General features: G+C 69.9%; 19 protein-coding genes and 1 pseudogene. 7 read left to right on the top strand and 13 right to left on the bottom strand.

Translation table 11 applies throughout. The features are described from left to right. Positions 1-74: 74 nt before the first annotated feature. Positions 75-2051 carry a hypothetical protein gene (locus tag OG972_RS45430; RefSeq protein ID WP_266992517.1) on the bottom strand — a complete coding sequence of 659 codons (1977 nt, stop codon included), beginning with the start codon at positions 2049-2051 and terminating at the stop codon, positions 75-77. 619 nt (positions 2052-2670) lie between these two features. Here OG972_RS45430 and OG972_RS45425 point away from each other — a divergent pair. Next, positions 2671-4623 (top strand): amino acid transporter, encoded by a 1953-nt coding sequence (locus OG972_RS45425; protein ID WP_266992515.1) that lies wholly within the window; start codon positions 2671-2673, stop codon positions 4621-4623. Between the two features lie 212 nt (positions 4624-4835). Next, a pseudogene (locus OG972_RS45420) lies at positions 4836-5225 on the top strand (transposase); the annotation flags it as partial. A 534-nt stretch (positions 5226-5759) separates the two neighbouring features. Here OG972_RS45420 and rpsR read toward each other — a convergent pair. From rpsR to rpmG, 4 genes are read right to left on the bottom strand one after another with little or no spacing between them, the layout of a single operon-like run. Further along, complete coding sequence (rpsR, locus tag OG972_RS45415; RefSeq protein WP_266993020.1) at positions 5760-6038, bottom strand: 30S ribosomal protein S18; 279 nt, start codon at positions 6036-6038, stop codon at positions 5760-5762. A gap of 51 nt (positions 6039-6089) precedes the next feature. Next, positions 6090-7244: a GTP-binding protein gene (locus tag OG972_RS45410; protein WP_266992513.1), complete on the bottom strand. Its 1155-nt coding sequence runs from the start codon at positions 7242-7244 to the stop codon at positions 6090-6092. Further along, positions 7244-7498, bottom strand: coding sequence for a type B 50S ribosomal protein L31 (locus OG972_RS45405; protein ID WP_266992511.1), 255 nt, complete (start codon positions 7496-7498; stop codon positions 7244-7246). Before OG972_RS45405 ends, OG972_RS45410 begins: the two co-directional genes overlap by 1 nt. A gap of 42 nt (positions 7499-7540) precedes the next feature. Beyond that, positions 7541-7705 carry a 50S ribosomal protein L33 gene (rpmG, locus tag OG972_RS45400; RefSeq protein ID WP_266992509.1) on the bottom strand — a complete coding sequence of 55 codons (165 nt, stop codon included), beginning with the start codon at positions 7703-7705 and terminating at the stop codon, positions 7541-7543. A 68-nt stretch (positions 7706-7773) separates the two neighbouring features. Between rpmG and rpmB the strand changes: the two genes are divergently transcribed. Further along, on the top strand, positions 7774-8010 hold the full coding sequence (gene rpmB / locus OG972_RS45395; RefSeq protein WP_266992507.1) for a 50S ribosomal protein L28: 237 nt from the start codon (positions 7774-7776) through the stop codon (positions 8008-8010). Further along, positions 8010-8315, top strand: a complete 306-nt coding sequence (gene rpsN / locus OG972_RS45390) for a 30S ribosomal protein S14 (protein WP_266992505.1) — start codon at positions 8010-8012, stop codon at positions 8313-8315. Before rpmB ends, rpsN begins: the two co-directional genes overlap by 1 nt. 393 nt (positions 8316-8708) lie before the next feature. Here the strand turns inward: rpsN and OG972_RS45385 are convergent, their stop codons facing one another. The 7 genes from OG972_RS45385 to OG972_RS45355 all read right to left on the bottom strand — a co-directional run bounded on the left by OG972_RS45385 (position 8709) and on the right by OG972_RS45355 (position 17538). Then, positions 8709-8945, bottom strand: coding sequence for a hypothetical protein (locus OG972_RS45385; RefSeq protein ID WP_266992503.1), 237 nt, complete (start codon positions 8943-8945; stop codon positions 8709-8711). A gap of 12 nt (positions 8946-8957) precedes the next feature. Then, entirely contained in the window at positions 8958-9089 is a 132-nt protein-coding gene (locus tag OG972_RS45380; protein WP_266992501.1) for a hypothetical protein, read from the bottom strand. Between the two features lie 180 nt (positions 9090-9269). Then, positions 9270-9677 (bottom strand): winged helix-turn-helix domain-containing protein, encoded by a 408-nt coding sequence (locus OG972_RS45375; protein WP_323135990.1) that lies wholly within the window; start codon positions 9675-9677, stop codon positions 9270-9272. A 187-nt stretch (positions 9678-9864) separates the two neighbouring features. After that, positions 9865-10704 (bottom strand): alpha/beta fold hydrolase, encoded by an 840-nt coding sequence (locus OG972_RS45370; RefSeq protein WP_266992499.1) that lies wholly within the window; start codon positions 10702-10704, stop codon positions 9865-9867. Between the two features lie 277 nt (positions 10705-10981). Beyond that, positions 10982-11674: an alpha/beta fold hydrolase gene (locus OG972_RS45365; RefSeq protein ID WP_266992497.1), complete on the bottom strand. Its 693-nt coding sequence runs from the start codon at positions 11672-11674 to the stop codon at positions 10982-10984. Positions 11675-11768: 94 nt separating this feature from the next. Then, positions 11769-14630 carry an AAA family ATPase gene (locus tag OG972_RS45360; RefSeq protein ID WP_266992495.1) on the bottom strand — a complete coding sequence of 954 codons (2862 nt, stop codon included), beginning with the start codon at positions 14628-14630 and terminating at the stop codon, positions 11769-11771. Between the two features lie 106 nt (positions 14631-14736). Then, entirely contained in the window at positions 14737-17538 is a 2802-nt protein-coding gene (locus OG972_RS45355; RefSeq protein ID WP_266992493.1) for a LuxR family transcriptional regulator, read from the bottom strand. A 728-nt stretch (positions 17539-18266) separates the two neighbouring features. Here OG972_RS45355 and mobF point away from each other — a divergent pair. Continuing rightward, a complete protein-coding gene (mobF, locus tag OG972_RS45350; protein ID WP_323135989.1) occupies positions 18267-18962 on the top strand; it encodes a MobF family relaxase in 696 nt (231 codons plus the stop codon). A gap of 50 nt (positions 18963-19012) precedes the next feature. On the opposite strand, the gene OG972_RS45345 is transcribed toward mobF, so the two are convergent. Continuing rightward, a complete protein-coding gene (locus OG972_RS45345) occupies positions 19013-20143 on the bottom strand; it encodes a hypothetical protein (protein ID WP_266992489.1) in 1131 nt (376 codons plus the stop codon). Between the two features lie 195 nt (positions 20144-20338). Here OG972_RS45345 and OG972_RS45340 point away from each other — a divergent pair, with 195 nt between their 5' ends. Both OG972_RS45340 and OG972_RS45335 read left to right on the top strand, forming a co-directional pair. Beyond that, the gene (locus OG972_RS45340; RefSeq protein WP_266992487.1) at positions 20339-20929 is read left to right on the top strand and encodes a relaxase domain-containing protein; all 591 of its coding nucleotides are present in this window, start codon (positions 20339-20341) and stop codon (positions 20927-20929) included. After that, positions 20878-21681, top strand: coding sequence for a hypothetical protein (locus OG972_RS45335; RefSeq protein ID WP_266992485.1), 804 nt, complete (start codon positions 20878-20880; stop codon positions 21679-21681). The genes OG972_RS45340 and OG972_RS45335 overlap by 52 nt, the downstream gene beginning before the upstream one ends. Positions 21682-21758: the final 77 nt, after the last annotated feature.

Genomic DNA, 21758 nt, shown 5'->3' with positions numbered 1-21758 from the left:
CAGAGTCAAGCTTAGGCCGCAATGTTGAGTTCTCGGCCTGAGCCCTTAACTCGTGCCTCGCGTGCGGCCAAGGTTCACGATGCCACTGGGTCAGCGTTGTTGGAGATCTGTCTGGGGGGTGTGATCAGGAGAGTCGCCGGTCCTAGCGGTGGGGGAGGGGCGTTCAGGCTGTCGCATACGTAGACGGTGAGGTGAGGGGAGAGGCGGATTCCGTCTGCTGCCCGACGGGCACGCTTGCGGTCGCGGCGGGTGCTGCTGCCTGGCTTCGTGGGGTGCAGCGCTCTGCGCAGGGGCTGCCATTCCGCGGGCTTCACCGCGAGCGCGGCGATCGCCAGGTGACGCCAGTCCTCCGGTCGGCTCTGTTGGACGAGGTCCAGGGCGTCCAGCACCTCGGACGGAATGCCGGATGCCGGACGGCTCGGAGAGGGCGAGCCTGGGGCGTCAACGTGCGTGTAGAAGGCGTTGATCGCCTCACTGCTGGTGTCGAGGTACACGAGTTCGCTGGCGCAGGGCTCGACAGGCTGTACGCGGTGTTCCAGCCAGACCGCCAGGGCATCCGCCTCGACGAAAACAGTGGGCCCCTTGACCTTGGCCATGGCAGCGCGGGTGCGGGCGTAGGCATAGAACTCTGCCGGGTGACGCAGGATTTCTGCCACAGTCATCAGGTCCGCGAGCGTGACAAGCCAGGTCCCCTCCTCCGGCGCGGCGTCGCGCTTGCCGCCATCTGGGAGGAGGGTGGCGAAAGGGTCCACGCGGTCGAGCGTGACGATCACCGACACCGCGGTAGGCAGAGGGTCTGGTAGGGGCAGGCGGCGCTTGTGCTGGTCCCGGAAGTCCCTTCCACCGCGGTCGAGGTAGGCAACGGTGCGCGCGTTCTGTGTGAGCGCCTTGTCGACGAACTCGCGTGTCTTTCTCTGCACTCGGTCCGGCGCTGCCCTGCGGGCTGGGTCAGTGAAACGTCCCCCCTTGGCTTCGACCGCCAGCACCGCACCGGGCATGGCCACGAGGACGTCGACATCGGGGTTCCCCGCCTCCGGATAGATGACGCCGGCGTGGGTGTACTCGTGCCCGAAAACCGCTGCCAGGGTGCGATGGGCCTGTTCTTCGCAGAAGTCCTGGCGTCGTTTGTCGAACTGCTTGAGAAGCTCCGGATGAGCCAGGCAGGCGTCTGCGGCCCAGTCGAGCGCTTCGTGCAGGAAGTCGCCCGGGCGAGCCCACAGGGCGCGTGTGTCTCCCAGGCCGATGATCGGACGCCGCCGCAGTGCGTTGGTGTCGCCCAGCTCACGAAGGTCTGGTTGACTGCCAAGTTGCGTCGTCAGCGACGCGACCAGGCGGGTCATGTCGTTGTGCGGAGCGTTGAGGCGTTCGGCCAGCAGCCCGGGCAGGTCGTCTTCGACAGGGGCTGCCCCGAACGTTGCCACCCCGGCGGAATGAACGAGTGCCAGCTGCGAGCGGTGCGTCTTGTCCGTGGACGCCTTGGCAGCGGCGAGAACGTCCTGGAGTGCGTCCAAGGCTTGGTTAATGTGCGTGTTCCGCAAGGAGTGATACGCGTCAGCCGCATCCGCGGCATGGTGAAGTGAGAAACCAAGAACCTTTCGACTCTTGCTGGCCAGAGGGGCGGTGATGCCATCGAAGATGGGTCGCAGTTGTGCGGGGTAGCCCTGCATCCGGTCGAATCGCCGCTCCAGTTGAAGCATGTGCAGGACGTTCGTCTGCTGGTCTGCTGTGCCCTCGCGCAGCATCCTGGCCCGGTAGGCCAGAGATTCGGCCTTCCCGTACTCGCGCAGCAGCGAATCCACGTCGTACAGGACCTGCGGGTGATACTCGGTCCCCAGCTGGGCGAGGACGTCCTCCGGCGGCATCGCCGTTACCAGGCCTCCGTAGAACTCTGCCAGGGCGTCACTGCCGAACGCCAGCCTGGCCGGTAGTACCGCCCTGCTTATCGCGTTGAGAACGTGCATGCTGCTGTAGATCATGAGCGGATCGGCAGCCAGGGACGCTTCGGAGATATCTGCCAGCAACTGCGGCAGCTCCTGCTCTGCCGTCGTCATCTGTCGCCACGCCTGCTGTGCGTGATGCAATCCCGCCCTCGACGAGGAATCCGGTCGGCGGTATCGCCGAAGGCCGTTGCCAACTGCTGGAGGCGCAAAAGACGTTCCGGCTCCCAGGTAGGGCTCAAGCCCACGTACTGCGGCCGCGTAGTCGTTGGGCCGAGGACCTGACGTTGCCAAAAGGCTTCCCTTCCCCCCACTCAGACTGCGGCCACGCCGATGGTGCTGGCCGCAGCATAGAGCGCCAAGGAGGCAACGCCTTACGGGCCGTGTGGTGGTCTGCCCTCCGTGGTGCGGGAGGAGTCACGCGTGAGGCGAGGTACTGGCCGGACAGGGATCCCGTCAGCCGCCGGATCGGCGATGACGTCCTCGGCCGTGCCCTGCGCAAGGTGTTGCGGGACTCCGAGCGGCGGCTCCTGCTCGACTATCTGCATCGTCGGCCTCCTCCAGGTACCCCTCGAGGCTGTACCCGGTGTGACGCATCAGACGCCCGACCGGGCCGTCTTGACGGTTTCCTGACGCGTGAGCCGCGATCCGCGGCTCAATCCCTGCTTAGTCTTGCCCGGCTGTTCGCCGAAACGGCGGAAAACCGACCACCACTGACATTTAGGGACACCCGATGGCCACCACGGACAACACTCGCACCAGCGGATTGCGCGCGTGGATGCTGGAGGGCCTGTCCGACATGGGCAAGGGCCGGCCGGCCGCCCCGAAGACCGAACAGGAGCCCGCGCACCGGGGCCAGCCCTGGTACCGGGTGATGTGCCTGACCGGCGTCGACTACTTCTCCACCCTCGGCTACCAGCCCGGCATCGCCGCACTCGCGGCCGGACTCCTCTCCCCTGTCGCGACGATCGTCCTCGTGATCGTGACCCTCGCGGGCGCACTGCCGGTCTACCGGCGGGTCGCGGAGGAGAGCCCGCACGGCGAGGGCTCGATCGCGATGCTGTCGCGGCTCCTCTCCTTCTGGAAGGGCAAGCTCTTCGTCCTGACGCTGCTCGGCTTCGCCGCGACCGACTTTCTCATCACCATCACGCTCTCGGCCGCCGACGCCTCCACCCACCTGGTGGAGAACCCTCACCTCGAATCGGCCCTGCACGACAAGCAGGTCCTGATCACGATGATCCTGATTGCGCTGCTCGGCGCGGTCTTCCTCAAGGGATTCCTGGAGGCGATCGGCGTCGCCTTTGCCCTCGTCGGCGTCTACCTCGCGCTCAACGCGGTCGTCGTCGTCACCGGCCTGTGGCAGGTGATCACCCAAAGCCATGTCGTCACCGACTGGTCCGCCGCCCTGACCACCGAACACGGCAACGTCTTCGCCATGATCGGCGTCGCCCTCCTCGTCTTTCCCAAACTGGCCCTCGGCCTGTCCGGCTTCGAGACAGGCGTGGCGGTCATGCCCCATGTGAAGGGCGACCCGGGCGACACCGAGGCGAAGCCCACGGGCCGCATCCGCGACGCAAAGAAGCTCCTGACGACCGCCGCGCTCATCATGAGCGTGTTCCTGATCTGCACGAGCTTCATCACCACCGTCCTCATCCCCCACAAGGAGTTCGAGTCCGGCGGCAAGGCCAACGGCCGCGCCCTCGCCTACCTCGCCCACGAGTATCTCGGCAACACCTTCGGCACCGTCTACGACGTCTCGACCATCGCCATCCTCTGGTTCGCCGGCGCCTCCGCCATGGCGGGTCTACTCAACCTCATGCCCCGCTACTTGCCCAAGTACGGCATGGCCCCCCACTGGGCGCGCGCCGTGCGCCCCATGGTCATCGTCTTCACCCTCGTCGCGTTCCTCGTCACCTGGATCTTCGACGCCGACGTCGACGCCCAGGGCGGCGCGTACGCGACCGGCGTCCTCGTCCTGATCTGCTCGGCCGCGATCGCCGTGACCATCGCCGCCCGCAAGGCCCGCCAGCGCCGCTGGGCCATCGCCTTCGGCGTCATCTCCGCCGTCTTCCTCTACACCACCGTCCTCAACGTCATCGAGCGCCCCGACGGCGTGAAGATCGGCGCCTGCTTCATCGCTGGCATCATCCTCATCTCCCTCCTCTCCCGCCTCGGCCGCGCCTTCGAACTGCGCGTCACCCACGTCGAGCTCGACGACATGGCCGAGCGGTTCATCCGGGACGTCTCCCACCGCACGCCGAGGTTCATCGCCAACGAGCCCGACAACCGGGACGTCGCCGAGTACCGGGACAAGATCGACCAGATCCGTACCGACAACGAACTCCCCACCACCGACGACTTCGTCTTCGTCGAGGTCACCGTCACCGACCCGTCCGAGTTCGAGGCCGGGCTCACCGTCCGCGGCGAAGTCCTCCACGACCGCTACCGCGTCCTCACCCTCGAATCCTCCTCGGTGCCGAACGCCCTCGCGGCCCTCCTCCTCCACTCCCGCGACCTCACCGGCACCCGCCCGCACATCTACTTCGAGTGGACCGAGGGCAACCCCTTCGCCAACTTCCTCCGCTTCTTCCTCCTCGGGCAGGGCGAGGTCGCCCCGGTCACCCGCGAGGTACTGCGGGAGGCGGAGCCCGACCGCGAGCGCCGCCCCCGCGTCCACGTGGGCTAGGGCGCGTATCGAGTCGTGATCAATCTGTGGGATTCGCCCTCGCGGCGGGGCGTTGGACTGGTAGATGTTCTTGCGTGACGTGAGTGCAACTGACGGACACGGAGTGGGAGTTCATCGAGCCGTACCTGCCCATCGGCGAGTACGGCCCGTACCCCAAGCGGCTGCGGCAGCAGTTCGAGGGGGTGATCTGGCGGTTCAAGACGGGCGCCGGGAACACCCTGGCCGCGCTGCGGTCGATCCGCGCCGCCCGCCCGGACGGCGCCCCGATCTACGTGATCCTGGACAACCTGTCCGCCCACAAGGGCGAAACGATCCGGCGCTGGGCCAAGAAGCACCGGGTCGAGCTGTGCTTCACCCCGACCTACGCGTCCTGGGCCAATACGATCGAGGCCCACTTCGGACCGCTGCGGCAGTTCACCGTCGCCAACTCCCACCACCGCAACCACACCGCACAGACCCGCGCCCTGCACGCCTACCTGCGATGGCGCAACGCCAACGCCCGTCACCCCGACGTGCTGGCCGCCCAACGGCGCGAGCGAGCCCGCATTCGCAGCGAGAAAGGTATCCGCTGGGGCGGACGCCCCCTCACCGTCACGGCCTGAGTCCGTCAAGCTGGAAGCGAGCCTGAAGCAGCCTCACCAGCAGAAGATGCATTGACCCGCCCCGCGTCGCCGGCGGGACGTCCGCGGCGGCCGACCGGCCATCGCTCGTCCACCTCGACGGCGGCCGATCGGCACGTCGTACAGGCCGTCGCGCTCGTCGGGGACCATGAGTATCCGTACCCGGCCAGCCCTTCCCGCTCGATGTCCACTCCGCACAACGTCAGCGTGGTCACGACGGCGTGCTCAACCTCAGGGGTGCCGGACTTATCCACCGCGGCACACCACCGGTCTGTAGTGGGTCGATACGGTGGACGCAGAACCTCGCCGGAGTCCATGACGATGGCGGTCGCGAGACAGTGCCCGCAGGCCACCCACGTTCCACCTTCCGGGTTCGTTGGAATCGAATCGAGGCCACCGGGCAACTCGCCCCCGCACACATCGCACACCATGCGGACGATGATCTCAGGCTCTCCAGAACGCCCAGGGGCACGTGGGAGAACAGGCTCGTGCGAGCAACCCGGCAAACCTTCCCGGTCAGAGCACTTCCTGTTCGAAGATCCACCGTTGACCGTACAGACCCCGGGCGGCGAACGGCAGGAGTGCCATCTCTCGGGCGTTCTTGATCGCCGTGGCGATCTGCCGCTGTTGCTGGGCGGTGACGTGGGTGACGCGGCGGGTGCGGATCTTCCCGCGGTCGGAGATGAACTTCCGCAGCAGGTCGGTGTCCTTGTAGTCGATGTACGTGATCCTGGCCGCGTCCAGGGGGTTGGGGCGGGGCTTTTGCGGCTTGCGGGGGTCGTTCCGGCGGGCTATGGGCGTGCTCCTGTTTCGGTGCTGACGTCGGACGGGTGTGTGGTGCCGGGGTTATGGGACGGGATTGAGGAGGGAGTCGAACGCGGCCGGCAGGTGTTTCCACGCCTCGGGGCCGGCGGCGTACTCGTCGTCGGTGAGCAGGCAGGACTCGAGAAGCTGTGCCAGGCCGTCGCGGTCGAGGCCGGGGGAGGTGAAGACGAGGTGCTGACAGCAGTCGCCGTGCTCGGGGTGCCAGTCCAGTGCGGCAGCGGCTCGGCGTATGGGCGGCACCATCTCCCAGGCGGCGTCCGGCAGGGAGGTCAGCCAGGGCCCGGCGTTCTCCACGCACAGCGCGCCGCCGGCGGCATCCCAGGCGAGCAGGGTGTCGGGGCGGTCGGCGAGCCAGAACCGGCCGCGACTGCGGGCGGCTGCGCAGCACAGGTCTTCCAGTGCCTGGTAGAGGCGCTCGGGGTGGAAGGGGCGGCGGCGGTGCCAGACGAGGGTGGCGACCCCGGCTTCGTCTGCTTCTTGGGGCAGCCGCGCGCAGGCCGGGTGCTGTGCGGCGGCGGCCGCCTCCACGTTGAAGCCGGCGAAGGCAAGCTCGGCGAGTTCACCGGATCCGGCGGGCACCCGGCGTGCGGTCGGGTGGAGCTGGGCAAGGAGTGCGCGGTCCTCGTCGTCGGCGTCTTCGCTGTCGACGAGAGCGAGGACGGGTGCGTACTCCAGCTGACGGGCCCAGGTGTCGCCGACCGTGCGCTGATCGGTGGCGGCAGCGGCGAGTCCGGCCTCGGCCAGGTCGTCGCCGTTGGCGAGGTAGGGCAACACGAGCGCGGGATCGACGGCGGTCATCACATTGGTGAGATCGAGGGCGTCTCCGCCGTGCGCGACGACGACTTCCGCCATCGCCTTGGGTTCGACGGAGTCCCACAGCTCGACGATCGCGAGCCGGGTTGTGCCGCCGGCGGCCAGGCGCTCCAGCTCGGGGACCAGGTCTTCGCGCAGCGCGCAGCAGGCGCAGTCGTTGACGAGCGGGGCATCGCCGTACGACAGCTGGCCCGAGGCGTCGCGCACCAGGCGCCGCAGGGTGCCTTCGGCCGCTGAGGCCAGGTCATGGTGGAGGGCGACACTGCCGGGGACGGTGCGCAGGAGACGCTCCACAACCTCCTTGCGGGCGTCGGAGTGGAGCCCGCCGACGATCACGACGGGCAGCCGGGGCTGGCTCTGCATCAGTTCGCCTCGCGTCGGCCGTAGCGGCGCTCGAATCGCTCGACGCGGCCGGCGGTGTCCAGGACGCGGGCGGTGCCGGTGTAGAAGGGGTGGCTCACGTTCGAGATCTCGACGTCGACGACCGGGTAGGTGTTGCCGTCCTCCCACTCGACCGTCTTGTCGCTGGTCATCGTGGAGCGGGTGAGGAAGGCGGAGCCGGCGGCCTTGTCGCGGAAGACAACGGGGCCGTACGGGGGGTGGATTCCGGGCTTCATGACGGTGTCCTTCTGGGCAGGGTCAGGGGCAGGGCGGTGGGGTCAGCGTTCTTCGCGGAAGTCGACGTGCCGGCGTGCGATCGGGTCGAACTTGCGCAGGACCATGCGGTCGGGATCGTTCCGCCGGTTCTTGCGGGTGACGTACGTGTAGCCGGTCCCGGCGGTGGAGCGGAGCTTGATGATCGGGCGTACTTCGTTGCGGGCCATGGGCGCTAGTATATGACAATGGTTTCCATTTCCAAAAAGAAATCGTCTGAAGAGAGGCAGGTAACACCTTGTCCGCCCACTGCCAACTGACCGGAGCCCAGCCGGGCTTCGGCAACAACATCTCCCACTCCCACCGGCGCACCTCGCGCCGCTTCGACCCCAACATCCAGCGCAAGCGGTACTGGCTGCCGAGCGAGGGCAGGCATGTACGCCTGACGCTCAGCACCAAGGCGATCAAGACGATCGACAGCATCGGTATCGAGGCGGCCGTGGCCCGTATCCGCGCCCGGGGAGTGAAGGTCTGATGGCCAAGCAGAGCAAGATCGCCAAGAACGAGAAGCGCAAGGCAATCGTCGAGCGGTACGCCGTCCGTCGGGCCGAGTTGAAGGAGATCATCCGCCGCCCGGGCACCCCGGAGACGGAGCGGGCTGCTGCTCTGGCGGAGCTTTGGCGCCAGCCGCGCGACGCCAGCGCGACCCGGGTGCGCAACCGGGACAGCGTGGACGGCCGGCCCCGGGGGCACCTGCGGCAGTTCGGGCTGTCCCGTGTCCGGATGCGCGAGCAGGCCCACGCCGGATTCCTCCCCGGAGTCACCAAGTCGTCCTGGTGATCGTCCCGCCCTCGCGGGCGGATGCGCTGCCGGCCGTGACTCGGCGGAGTCACGGCCGACGGTGTGCCGGAAGCCACCCTGTGGAGGTCCCAATGCGGCCGTCGCGGGGGGCTCTTCCGTGCTGCTTGTGTCAATGCACCCGGCGGTCTTCCAGAGCAGCCGCCCTCAGCTCCTCGTCGGTTGTGCGAGGCAGATGCGGGGTGTGGTTGACCAGTCGGGCCGAGTTTCCGACGACGGCGATGTGCTCGCGTTGTGGAGCCGGACCGCGAGGACGGGGTTCATGGACCCTCCGGCGCCGGCGAGCAGGCCGGGGAGATTGACGCCGATCGCGAGGCCATGGTTTCGCCGTACGACGCGCAGGGTGTGGCGGCTGAGGTCGACGACGGCGGCGACCTAGCGCAGATCGTTGCCGGCCAGGGCGATGTCGGCGGTCTCCAGGGCCACGTGCGAGGAGTGTTCGCCCATCGTGATGCCCACGTCGGCGAGGGCGAGAGTGTTGTTGGTGCCGTCTTCCCCAGCAATGACGAGGGTGCGCCCCTCGCCCTGCAGGTCGCTGATCAGCTGGAGTTTGCCCTCGGGGAGAGCATGGGCGAGGAGACCCGAGGAACCCGGTCGGCTCGTGTCTTCCACCGGAGTCGGCTTTCAGCCGACGGAAGGGGCCCTGTCGATGTACGGGACGGGCGGCTCCGGGATTCGCTCGATGGTTGCCACGTCGAGTGCCAGGGCTGCGGAGGTGGTGCCCAGAGCGCCGCGCGGGTGCCAGGTACCGGTCACTTTTGATACCGCGCCGGCCCCAGGTGCGGCCCTTGGGCGGCCGGCCGGTCACGCCCGCTTCGTCCTCGAAGCAGATGAACGCGCCGGTCGCCGCCCGGAGGGTGTTACCTCCTGCCAGGTCACCTCCCGCCATGCGGTGATCGCGTCCTCGTCGCGTTCGGCGGCGGGCCGGGCGGGCATCTACACGCTGTAGCCCATGCGGTGCAGCAGCCGAGTGACCCCGGAGACGCTGTAGGAGAGGTGGAACTTCCGCCCAATCAGCGTGTGTATCCGGGCGGCGGTCCACACCTGGTCATCCGCCCAGCCGTGCGCGGCCGGCCCCTCCTCCAGCCACATCGCGAGCTTGGCCTGCAGGTGTGGGCCGAGGTGGCAGTCGTAGCCGGAGGGGCCCTTGGAACGCAGCGCCTCGCGTCCGCCCGTCCTCCAGCTACGGCGCCACTGGTAGACCGACTTCTCACTCACCCGTAACTCCCGTGCGATGCACGGGACTTCCCCGTCCTCCTCGAAGAGGTCAACGGCCCGCATCCGCAACTCTTCCCGGCGCTTGCGCTGCTCGGCGGTCAGCCCGCCCCCATCCGGATACCGCATGTCTCCGGCGTACCAGCCCGGACGGACCGCATCACCGGTCCCGACACAGATCCAGACCCCAAGACGCCGAAGTCAGTAACGGCGTGGCTGGCGGCTACCTCTACGACCTTGGAGCCCGTCGGCTTCTCCCGCAGCCTTGACGTGAATGCAGCCCCGGCCCGCCGGGTGCGGGCCGGGACGGTAGTGGTCACCTGGTGGCTCTGGCGGCGTCCACGATCAGTTGTGCGGTGGTCTCCGGGTGACTGATCATCGCGACGTGGGAAGAGGTCGGCACCTCGACGACCTTGCGGAAGTTCGCACGGCTGTACATCCAGCGTTCGGCCGCGGGCGGGATCGCCTTGTCCTGGCCGGCGACCAGCCCCCACGACGGGATCGTCCGCCACGCGGCGGCCTGAGTCGGGTAGATGAAGGAGTCCGCGTCGAAGGGCCGCTGAGTGGCCTGCAGGAGCCGGAACGTAGCCGGGGACACGTCGGCAGCGAAGGCTGCCTGGCCGTCCTTGCTCAGGTACAGGTCGGTTCCGGTGGTGCCGTCGGGCTTCGTGTAGGGGACCGGAACGCTCACGGGCAGGACCTCGCTACCGGGGAACTTGCCGATGAGTTCCCCCTGGGTCTCGCCCACATCGGGCACGAACGCCGCGATGTAGACCAACGCCTTGACATTGCTCTTTCCGGCGGCGGCATTCGTGATGACGGTTCCACCCATGGAATGTGCGACCAGCACGACCGGCCCACTGATGGAGTCGAGCAGACTCCCGATGTACGGGGCGTCGGTGGGGATACCCCGCAGCGGGTTCGACCCCGCGATCGTGGTGTAACCCTGGCCCTGCAGCTCCTGGATGACTCCGTTCCAGCAAGACGAATCGGCGTAGCCGCCGTGGACCAGCACGATGGTCGGCTTGGTTCCCGGCTTGGCGTCGCCGGTGGTTGTGGCGGTGGCGCTGGCCGGGGTGAGGAGGGCGGCAGACGCCGCGGCGGCCGCGCCGGTGGCGATCGCTCTGCGACGGGTGAAGGTGGGGCGCTCGGACACGGTTCTCTCCTGCGTCGTGTGCTGGGTTACGGGCGGGCGGAGCGTTGGGTGCGCGGGCGCCGCGCCCGGGGGGACCGCTAGGCGTTGCCGTTGCGGCCTTCGGCGGCCTGGGTGATGACGGCGGCCACGGTGGCGGGGCGGGAGACGCAGACGACGTGGCCGTGTCCCGCAGTGGCGTTGGTGATGACGATCGGGCGCTGCGGGGTTGCGCCCGGTATGAGGGACGCACCCGTCCCGACGAGGGTTCGGGGACCGGACGGCGGGCGCCGGCCGGGGGTCAGGCGCCGGCGGCCTGTTTGATCAGCTCGGCCACCGCGTCGGGCCGGGAGACGTAGACGGAGTGGCTGCCGGGGACCTCCACCGTCCTGGCCCCGGCCCGCTCGGCCATCGCGTGCTGCGCCAGCGGGGGGATCATCCGGTCGTCGGTGGCCACCAGATACCAGGCCGGCTTGGTGCGCCAGGCCGGCTGGGACACCGCCCCACCCAGCGCGTCCACTCCCCAGGGCACCTGGGAGTCGGCCATGAATGCCGCCGTCCGGGCCGGGAGGTCGGCGGCGAAGGAGGCGGCGAACTTCTCCCGGTCCAGGAACAGGAACCCGTCCTGCGGCGGCAGGATCGGCGGTACAGGGGCTCCGGGCGGCGGGTCGGAGATCAGCGTCCTCACTGACTCGCCCTTGTCCGGCGCGAACGCCGCGATGTAGGCGAGGCGGGCCACGTTGTCGTGGTTGCCGGCCTCGGTGATCACGACGCCGCCGTAGGAGTGCCCGACCAGGATGGCCGGCCCGTCCAGGGTGTCCAGCACCTGCCGGGTCGCGGCGACGTCGCCCTCGAGCGACAGCGTCGGGTTCTGCACGACGCTCACGTGGTAGCCCTCGTCGGCCAGCAGGTCGTACAGCCCCTGCCACCCTGAGCCGTCCACGAAGCCGCCGTGGACCAGTACGACGTTCTTGACGTGCGCGTTCCCACTCATCATTTCTCCTGGGTCCGTCGGGTTGATGAGGTCACGCGAACCACGCTAAGGGCGGCCGTGGCCGCCTCGATTCCGTCATGTGACGTAGCTAGCGCTAGATGACGTCCCGCAGTTGGAAGCGCGAGGTGACGCCGAGTTTGGGGAATGCCCGGTTGAGGTGGAAGCCGACGGTGCGGGGGGAGAGGAAGAGTCGGGTGGCGATGTCCTTGTTCGACAGGCCCTGGGCCGCGAGCTGCACGATGGCCAGCTGCTGCGGCGTCAGTTCCATGACCGCGTCCTGGCGGTGCGCCTCGGCGGTGTCGACGCCTGCGGCCCTCAGCTCGGCGGCGGTGCGGTGCACCCACGGGGCGGCGCCGAGGCCCTGGAAGAGTTCCTGTGCTTCGTGCAGCGGGGCTCGCGCGTCGGCTGGTCGCTGCTGGCGGCGCAGCCACTCGCCCAGGTCGGCGAGCGCGAGGGCGCGTTCGAACGGCCAGGATTCCCCGCCGGGGGTGAACGCCGCCTCCCGCAGCAGTTCCTCGGCCCGGGCGTCGTCGGTGAGGAGCCCCTGTGCCCGGCAGACGATCAGCCGCAGCCGCAGCGAGGTTGTGGCGGGCAGCCGGGCCCGGGACGCGTCGAGCACGGCCCGGGCCTGCTCGGTCCGCTCCATGCGTACGGCGCTTGCGGCCAGGTCGCCCAGCGCATGGAAGGAGCTGTGGAAGTGCACTGGGCTGCCGTCGCTCCGGAAGAGCCGGCTGAGGTGGAAGTAGGCGGTGTCGTGGTCGCCTTCCGCAAGTGCGGCCAGCGCGTGGGCCTGGCGGGTCCGCATCTCGAAGGTGCGGGTGCCCCGCACGTCGAAGTCCCGGGTAGCGTCGGCGAGCGTCTGCCGCGCGCGCGGGCTGTCCCCGCGTACGGCGGCGAGTGCGGCGGCCAGGATGTGGGTGCTGACGGTGGCGAGTTCGAGACCGCCGGCGGCGGCCGCGTGTTCCGCCTCGCTCACGCCGGCCAGCGCGGCGGGCCAGCGGCCGACTTCGAACAGGGCGATCGCGTGGGCGGAGGCGACCGTCGCGTTCGCCCCCGCCGTGGACGTCAGGCGGTACAGCTCCAGCATGGTCCCGTACAGCTGCACGGCCCACTCGGTCTCGTCCAGCGCCCACGCGGCGGCGCCGAGCATCGAGAACGCATCAAGCGGCAAGTCGGGTTCGGCGGTCGCGTGGCGGAGGTGGGCGAGCGCTTCGTCACGCGCGCCGAGCGGGTCGCAGCCGGCGAGGATCCACGCTGTAGAGGCATCCGGCTCATGCGGGGGAAGGCGCCGGTAGCGGTCCAGGATGGCGCGGCGGAAGCGCGGGTCGCCGCTGGTGTACGCGACCATGGCCGCGGTTGCGAGTGCTCCCGCCGCCCGTGCGGGGCCTTCGTCCTCCCAGGCGTCGGCCGCGGCCATGAGCCGGTCCATCGCCTCGTCGTGCCGGCTGGTCAGCGCCAGGGCCCAGCCCGCGTGGTAGTCGGCCTGGGCCCGTGCGCCGGGGGTGTCGGCGACGGCCGCGACGGCGGTGGTGAGGTCCGCAACCCAGCGGGGATGGCCGCCGAGCATGGCGAACTCGGCGGCGGCGTTGAGCCGGCGCACCCGGTCGTGCGTGCGCGGGCTGAGCTGGGCGGCCCGCTCCAGGGTCATTGCCGCGGCCGCGTAGCCGCCCCGGCGGCGGGCGCGTTCGGCCGTGGCCTCCAGGGCATCGGCGACGCCGCCGTCCGCGGTGACCGTGGCGGCGGCCCGGTGCCATGCCCGGCGGTCCTCGTCGAGGTCAGGCGCGGAGGCGATCAGGCGGTGTGCCCGGGCACGTTCGTCGAAGGAGGCGGCGGACAGCACGGCGGACCGGACGAGGGGATGGCGGAATCGCACCACTCCCTCGCGCAGGATGAGCAGCCCTGCCTTCTCCGCCGCTGACCACGCCTGATCCGCCACGTGTACCAACGGGATCCCGTCATCGGGCGTGGCAGCGGCTCTCGCGGCGCCCTGCGCCGGTCCGGCCGGGTTGTTGCCGTGCCGGCCCGGGTGGCTCGGCAGCAGGGCTTTGCCGAGGACCCCCGCCAGAGCGGCCATGTCCGGCAGGTCCGCCACCGCGGCCAGCAGCAGCAGGCGGCGGGTCGGCTCCGGCAGCGCGGTCAGGTCTGCGGCGAAGAGCTGCTCCAGCCGTTCGGTGAGCGGGAGTTCGGCATCCACCGGTTTCTCGCTCAGTAGCCGGATGGATGCGGCGCGGGCGAGTTCGACCAGGGCGAGGGGATTGCCGCCGGCCTGCCGCATGATCTGTCGGCGGATGCGGCCCTGCGCGGGCACGGCGAGGGAGTCGAGCAGCCGCGCGGCCCCGATGTCGTCCAGCTCGTGCAGACGGTGGAGGGTGCTCTGCCGCACCCAGAGCGGGGGTAGTCCCGACGGGCGTGAGGCGAGGAGGAAACCGACCGGCTCGCCCTGGAGACGCCGGGCACACAAGGAAAGCAGGTCCTGGGTGGACTGATCGAGCCACTGCAGGTCGTCGACGATGACGAGCAGAGGGCTCAGCACAGCCCGGCTGGACAGGATCCGTACCAGGGCATCGGCGAGCGCGAGCGTGCCGCTGGCGGTCGTCTCTCCCTCGCGTAGGGCTGCTTCGATGATCAGCTGGTCCTCGGCGTCGAGGTCGGCGAGGGTGTCGGGCCACGGGTGTACGAGTGCGTCGAGCCCGCTGAAGGCGAGTCGGGCCTGCTCGGGGCTGCCCGCGACCCAACGGGCCCGACCACCGTGGTCCTTGACACGGGTGGCGGCAGCTTCCAGGAGTGACGTCTTGCCGATGCCCGGCTCGCCCAGCAGGAGCAGCGTGCGATCGGCTGCCCCGGCCTCGGGGCTCGTGGTGTCGGCCGACAGCTCGCCGCGCAGTCGGCCGAGGAGGTTGTCGACGGCGTGCAAGGCGTCGTCCCGGCCGATCAGCGATGGCTGTATTGGCGACACCGGCCCCTCCCCGTCTCACAGGGCCGCGACCGGGGGGCAGCCCCGCCTCGCCGCCACGCGACCGCGAGACCAACCTAGCCCAGCGAGGCTGGTGAGCGACGTGCGTTCAGGAAGCCGGGGTGCTGTCGTCGTCCGAAGCCAGACGGTCAAGAGCGTCGCGCAGAGCAGCTCGGGAGGTGACTCCGAGTTTGGGGAAGAGCTGGTGGAGATGCGTCGAGACAGTGCGCGGGGAGAGGAACAGCCGCTCACCGATCTCCTTGTTGGTCAGACCGGCCGCCGCCAGCTTCGCGATCTCCCGCTGCTGCGGCGTCAGCGGGACCCCGGTGAGGAGCTGCGGACTCTCCCGGTGGCCGCCGGTGGCGCGCAGCTCCTGGGCCGCCCGGGTGGCCCACGGAACGGCTCCGAGCCGACGGAAGGCGTCCGCTGCGACGGCGAGGTGGTGGCGTGCCTCGGCGGTGGCCTTGGCGCGGCGCAGGTGCTCGCCGTAGCAGAGGTGGATCCGGGCCAGGTCGAAGGGCCAGCGCTCGGCCCCAGGGACCGCCAGTGCCCGCTCGTACCGGATGCGCGCGTCGCCGTCGGCGGCAAGAGCGGCAAGGGCGTGCAGCAGCATCGCGAGCCGCGGGGAGAGGGCGTCGATGCCTGCCTCGCGGGCCGCGGCCACGTGCGCGCGTGCCTCGTCGCGGCGGCCGGCCCGTACCGCGGCCTCGGTGAGGTCCAGCAGCATCCACAGGGCATGCGGGACGAACGGCGGGAAGTTGCCGGCGGGCAGTACGGACGTCGCCTGCTGGTAGGCGTCCTCGTAGTCTCCTCGGCCGAGGGCGGCCAGGGTTCGTACATGCGCGGCGTAGAAGCGGACGACGCCGACCTGCCGGGGCCAGGCCCACCGGTCCATCTCGTCGGTGAGCTTCTCAGCGGCGGCGTAGTCGCCCTGGGCCGCGGCACGGGCAGCGAGGAGGAAGTTCCCGGCCCACGCCAGCATCGGGAATCCGTGGTCCTGGCACAGCGCGAGTCCTTCGTGGGCTACGCGACCCAGCTGTTCCCACTGCCCGGTGTGCAGGGCATGGTTGCCCCGCAGGAAAAGTGCGTTGATCGCCAGGGCGACGGCCTGGCCCTTGCGTCCCGCCTCGGCCACGCGCGTCAGCGCCTCAACGCATCCGCCCAGCCGGTCGACGTATGCGGCCGCGATGCCCACGCGGATGATGTGGACCGGGTCGGACTCGTACGGGAGTCCCGCAATTTCCGCGTCGAGCTGCGCGAGGTGCTCCCGGCCGCAGCGCACCGGGTCGGCGAAGGTCGCTCTCGTCACGGTCAGGATCCCCGGATCAGCGCGGAAGCGGCCAAGGGATGCGTCGAAGGAACCCCACAGCTCCGGTCTGCCGCCGAAGAAGCAGACGAGCAGCAGGGTGTGGAGGGCTTCGACGGCGGTGGGGTCCTGCGGGTCGTAGGGCGTGGGTTGCAAGGCTACGGCTGAGCTGAGCAGATGGTGGGCGGTGTCGATGTCGCCTGCGCTGTTGAGCAGGTATGAGGCCCCGGCCACGGCCGCAGCCAGGGGCGCGGGTCCGGGCGCCGCCCGCCGTGCGTCGTCGAGCAACTGCGGCACCTCGTACAGATCCCCGGTGATGCAGGCGCCCAGATGCGCCGCTTCGGCCAGCCTGCGGGCACGCTGCGGCCGGTCGGCACTGAGGTCCGCGGCGCGCAGCAGCGCGGCGATGGCGAGGGTGCCGTCGCCACGACGGCTCATGCTGCGCGCGGCACGCTCCAGCAGTTCGGCCACCTTCTCGTCGGCGCCCACGGTGGCCTGGCCCAAATGCCATGCCTGCCGCTCCGGCTGATCGTCCAGTGGCCGGGCCAGGGCCAGGTGAGCGCTGCGGCGCTGCCCGCTCGTGGACAGGTCGACCACGGCGAGCCGGATCAGCGGGTGGCGGAACGTCAGGCGTCCGGTTCGGTCGTCGACACGTATCAGCCGGGCGTGCTCGGCGGGTCCGAGCTGCTTGACGCTGGACCGGCCCGCCACGGCGGCCTGCAGCAGGTCCAGGTCGCCGGTGCCTTCAAGAGCAGCGAGCAGCAGCAGGTAGCGCGTGATCGCAGGGAGGGCTTCGACGCGTGAGGCGAACACCGCTTGCAGGCGGTCGCTGAGGGGAAGGTGCGCAGGAAGCCGCGCCGTCGCTGTACGCTGCGCGCGTGTGAGCGGCACCGGGAGTTCGAGGAGGGCGAGGGGGTTGCCCTGAGCCTCGGCCATCAACCGGTGCCGGACCGCGGCGGCCAGGTTAGGGAAGCGGCTGACCAGTAAGAACTCGGCGGCATCGTCGGTCAGTGGCTCCACAAGGTGGGTTGCGCAACCGGTGTGGTCGAAGTAGCCACCCACCTCGGGGCGCTCAGCCGCCAGCAGACCGGCCCGCGTCCCGAGCAGTCTGCGGGCCACGCCGCCCAGGACCAGGGCGCTGGTGGGATCCATCCACTGCAGGTCGTCCAGGATCAGCAGCAAAGGGCGCCGGCGTGACATTCCGGTCAGCAGCGAAAGCACCGCCCTGGCCACGTCCTCATGACCGGGTGCCGGCCCCGTGCCCTGTCCCAGGGCGACCGTCAGCACCTCTCTGTGGCGCCGGCCGAGTGCGTCGATCTCGTCGAGCACCGGAGTGAGCAGCTGACGGATGGCCCCGAAGCCGGTCTGGGCCTCGAACGGCGTTCCTGTCGCATGCAGGACACGCACGCCGATAGCCACTGCCCGGGCGGCTACCGCCGCCAGCAGCGCGGTCTTGCCCACCCCCGGCTCACCGGAGATCACCAGGGCGCTGCCCGCCGCCGGAAGCCCTCTGAGAAGGGCGTCCATACGCCGCAGATCTGCCTCCCGGCCGATCAACAGCTCCGGTAGGTCCCCGCCGCCTCCGGGCCTCAGATGTGAGGCCATCCCAGGGCCTTGCTCCGTAGCGCTCATGTTTCACCCCCTGACCCGCCAGCGCGGGGATGCGATCTGCCGCAGTTCGCGCCCGCTGCCCTTCGTACAGCGGTGTCATCACTTTGCGGCATCCGGGGAACACGCCGCTTCTGTCACAAGACCTGACCTGCCCGGAGGGCCGGCATCCGCCGCCGGCGGGAGCTGGTGCCGCCGAGTTCGAAGCGCGGGTGGCGCCGAGCGGTGAGCTCACGGTGGTGGCAGGCGTCCAGAAGATCTCACTGTGCTGCGGCTTCAGTGGCCGCATCCTCACCGTCTGGGCTGACCAGCGCAGCGTGCATGTGACGATGGATGCAACGGTGGGACTGTCCCTCGCGGCTGACCCAGGAGAACCTGCGGTGGCGCACGTCGCGCAGCAGCCGACCCCTAGGACCGCATTGGGCCCGAGGCACCCCCCCAGGAGCAGGAGTCGCTCACTACTGCCCCGACACGGCCGTCATCAGCCGCACTTGATGGGGGCAGGAATCAGAGCTCAACCGGCTGGAGGGGGTCGCTGGGATGGTGCGGGGTATCTCGGGCTTACTGGTCCGCGGGTCATGGCCGGTGCGGTGTTCAGTCTGGTGTCGTCGTAGCGTGAGGGGGCGGCGCCTCACACCGATTACGACGTTCCGGGTCACTGGCTTCGTTGCCCGTCTGGTCTGTAGCCGGTGCGGGGTCGTTCTGCGTGCTTGGGCGTGGTTTTTATGATGGATATCGCGAGGATTACCGCTGGGCAGATGTACCGGTACTACCTGCGTCAGGTCGTCGTCGGTGACGGCCGCCGCCCGCCCCGCACACCGCTGAAGAAGGCTCAGGAGGAGGCCGGTGTCCCGGCCGGGCGATGGATGGGCCGGGGCCTTGTGGTGCTGGGTCTGGTGGCGGGGGAGGAGGTCACCGAGCAGCAGTTGCGGAACCTGTTCGGCGAGGGTGGCCGGCACCCGCACGCCGACCGGATCGAAGCCGACCGGCTGGCCGCAGGTGACAGCCCGGCGGCTGCGTGGCGGGCCGGGGCCCTCGGGCGCCGGGTGAAGGTCACCGGCGTCGACTTCGTGTTCCGGCCGCAGCCGACGATCTACCTGTTGTGGGCGCTGGGTGATGACGGGACCCGGCGGGCGATCGAGGCGGCGCACGAGCGCGCGATCGAGTTGGTGCTGGAGTGGATCGAGGACCAGGTGGCGGTGGTTCGGTTCGGGAGCGGTGGCATTCACCGCGTCCGGCCGCCCGGCGGTCTGGTTGCCGCGCGCTTTCGCCACTACGAGGCCCGGTCCGGGATGCCGTTGCTGATGGGACTCCTTGAAAATCCTCACCGGTGCTCCCTTTCCTCACTGGCTTGCGCCCTCAACGAGTGGGCAGCGAAGCTTGATAGGCAACCAGGTCTTGAAGCGCGGTCGGGTCCTTGATTGTCATGGTGCGCTGCGCGGGTCCTAGACGATTGGGCCATCTCGTGGTGTCAGCCGTGGTCTTCCCAGTCGGTGGCACAGAACCTGGCCTCGCTGACCACGACGTCACCGGCTCTGGTGGCCCGCACGTACATGTTGAGCCCGTCCGGTCCCAGGTCGCCCGAGCATCCGATGACCAGGCCCATCTCCTCGTTCTCCGCGCGCTGTTCCAGGGCCGCGTCGACGGTGGAGACCGTCTTGCCGATGAGCTCGATGCCGTCGAAGGAGAGCTGGGGACCGCTACGCCCATGCACGGTCACGGCTCCCAGGGTGGGGACGCCTTCCCGGTACGAGTAGTGCGCGGTGACCCCGGCCTCGTCGAACCGGTCCTCTTCCAGGTACCACTGTGCGGACTCGCGATACCAGTAGTGGGGAAAGTGCCCTCGGCGGGCAGCCGGCACTGCGCCGCCCAGCGCCGCAGCCACCTGCTGCGGGCTCATCCCGAACCAGAGCGGGCCGACGCTCTCCAGCGGCGTCCAGTCCCAGCGCTGCCGGTCCTGGTCGGCCGTCACCGGCCAGCCCCCGGGGTTCACCGGCTGCTCGCGAATGTCCCACCAGTGGACGATCGTTTCAGTCCCGTACGGATCCTCGGCCAATTCGGGGGCGACCAGCAGCGCCTCGGAGATCACCCTGTCCGTCCGCTGCACGTACCCGTCAGCCGACAGCTCCCACGCCTGCGTGGCCCCCATGGACAGGCCCCATGCCGCCACTTCCGGGTCACCGCTCCAGTTCGCCCGGACCTCCATCCCCTCCTGGCGCGCGAGAGCATCGATGTCCGCGCGCACCTCGGACGGCACCCGGGCGATCAGTTCGACGTCACCGAACCGCACCAACGGTCCGCTCATCGCATCGATCGCCACAGCGGCCAGGAGCATTCCTGGCCCGTGGACCGCGGTCACACCCACGTCGCCGTACCTCTCCCAGGACGATCCACTCCGGGCAACGTGCGAGCCACTGTTGGCTCCTCCCAAGGCTGCCTTGACCTCGTCGGGACACATGCCGAACCGCAGCGGCCCCACCCCCACCAGCGGATCCAGCACCCACTGCGCCCGCTCCCCCGGCTTTCTCTCCCACCAGGCCACGACAACCCCCACTATCAATTCGCACACCCCGGCACACTTGCCGGTGATCTTGTGCGTCACCCTAAGCAGCCCCTCTGACATCGGGCCGCCGACGACCTCACCGACGGCACGGCAACGTCTGTAATGGTCGGCCCGCCTACGAAGCGTGTTGCAGGGCTGGATACGCGCAGAGCGATCTACAGCCCCAGGTGGGGAACAGGAGCAGGTCTGAAGAACACGGTGAGCGGGGGTGGCGATTTTCAAAGAGCGTCAACATTGCTGCATGACCATCTGCTGTTGTCGGTGAAGGGGCAGCGCCCGGACGGCACGTGGGGTTCTGTACACACAGAGGCCCTGTACGAGAACACCGTCGCCGCGTCCGCGCTCTACGAGCTCGTCATGGCTGAGGTCTGCGGGGCCCTGGGGTTGGCCTCTGAGCCGCGCACGGTCACGCCGGGACGCCGACCGGTCATGGAGATCGCCGGGGTACCGCACGAGCTGATCGGTTGGACCGCGCGGCGCGGCGAGCAGATCGCCGCCTGCCTGACGGAGCTGGAGGCCGAGTACGTCACCGCCGTCGACGACGACGGCGAGCTGAAGTTCCTGCCCGTCGTCTCCGAGCGGGCCCGCACCAAGCTGAACCGGATCGCCGCCCGCAAGACCCGCCCGCCCAAGCAGTGCGCCCGGCCGCTTGCTCAGCTGCGCGCCTCGTGGAAGGCGAGCGCCATCCTCAACTCCGGGGTGGAGCTCGACGTCATCGAGTACTCGAGCGCGCCCGCGCCGCGGCCGCCGCGATCCGGGCCCGCGTCGCCGCGGTGGTCGACGTCGCCCTGGCGGCCGTTGACGTCACCGCGTGCGTGTTCGTGATGAACGGCGGCGGCGGGTTTCACGGTCGGCACCTGCTTGCCGAAGCCCGCCGCCACCTTGCCCTGGTCCTGCGCGGCCGCCGCCGCGAGCGGGGCCTGGACGAGCGGATCGTGGACGCCGCGCTCGCCGCGTACTGCACCGACATCACCGACGCGAGGACGTCGCGCGGGCAGCGCCCGGAGTACCGCCTCTACACCGCGCGCTGGGCCCTGCCCGGCGCCGCTCCCGCCCGGCGCCCGCCGACCGACGTTCCCGAGCCGGACCGCAATCCCCCGGCCGACCCCGGCGACCCGGCCGCACCCCGGCTTCCCCGGGAAGCGAGGCAGTGGGACATACCCCGGGTGCCGCTGCGCTACGACCGCGCCGTCATCGCCGGCGCAGTGCTGACGGCGCAGCTGCGTACAGCCCGCAGCACCGGCCGGGATCCGTACGACGTGGCGTTCCACCAGCAGGCCGCGATGCCCGAGCAGCTGAACCTCCTCGCCCAGGAGGACCGCCCTGTCCGCAAGGCCCGCCGGGCCGTCGACCTGGACGCACTGCGCACCGACATAGCAGCACTGGAGTTGACCGCCGACCAGCTGCTTCGGTTCGAGCGGGCGGGCACGAAGCTGAACGCGGAGGTTCGCGAGCGGATGCACCAGGCCCCTGGCCTCCCCGATGAAACCGCACCGCGCCCGCACTGCGAGGACGACCAGTGTGCACACCGCCCGCACCAGCCCGGCCCCGGCCAGAGTTCCGGTGCGCCCCGCTGAGCGCATCCGATGCGCACCGACGATGCGCACGCGACGTCCCGGGGTCTCTGTTCACTTTGCTTGCCCGTAGGTTTCAC

It is taken from the genome of Streptomyces sp. NBC_01669 (assembly GCF_026339735.1).
In the GTDB taxonomy this organism is placed as follows: Bacteria; Actinomycetota; Actinomycetes; order Streptomycetales; family Streptomycetaceae; genus Streptomyces; species Streptomyces yanii.
Note: the sequence above shows the minus strand (reverse complement) of the source record. Positions and strands in the feature narration are given on the sequence as shown.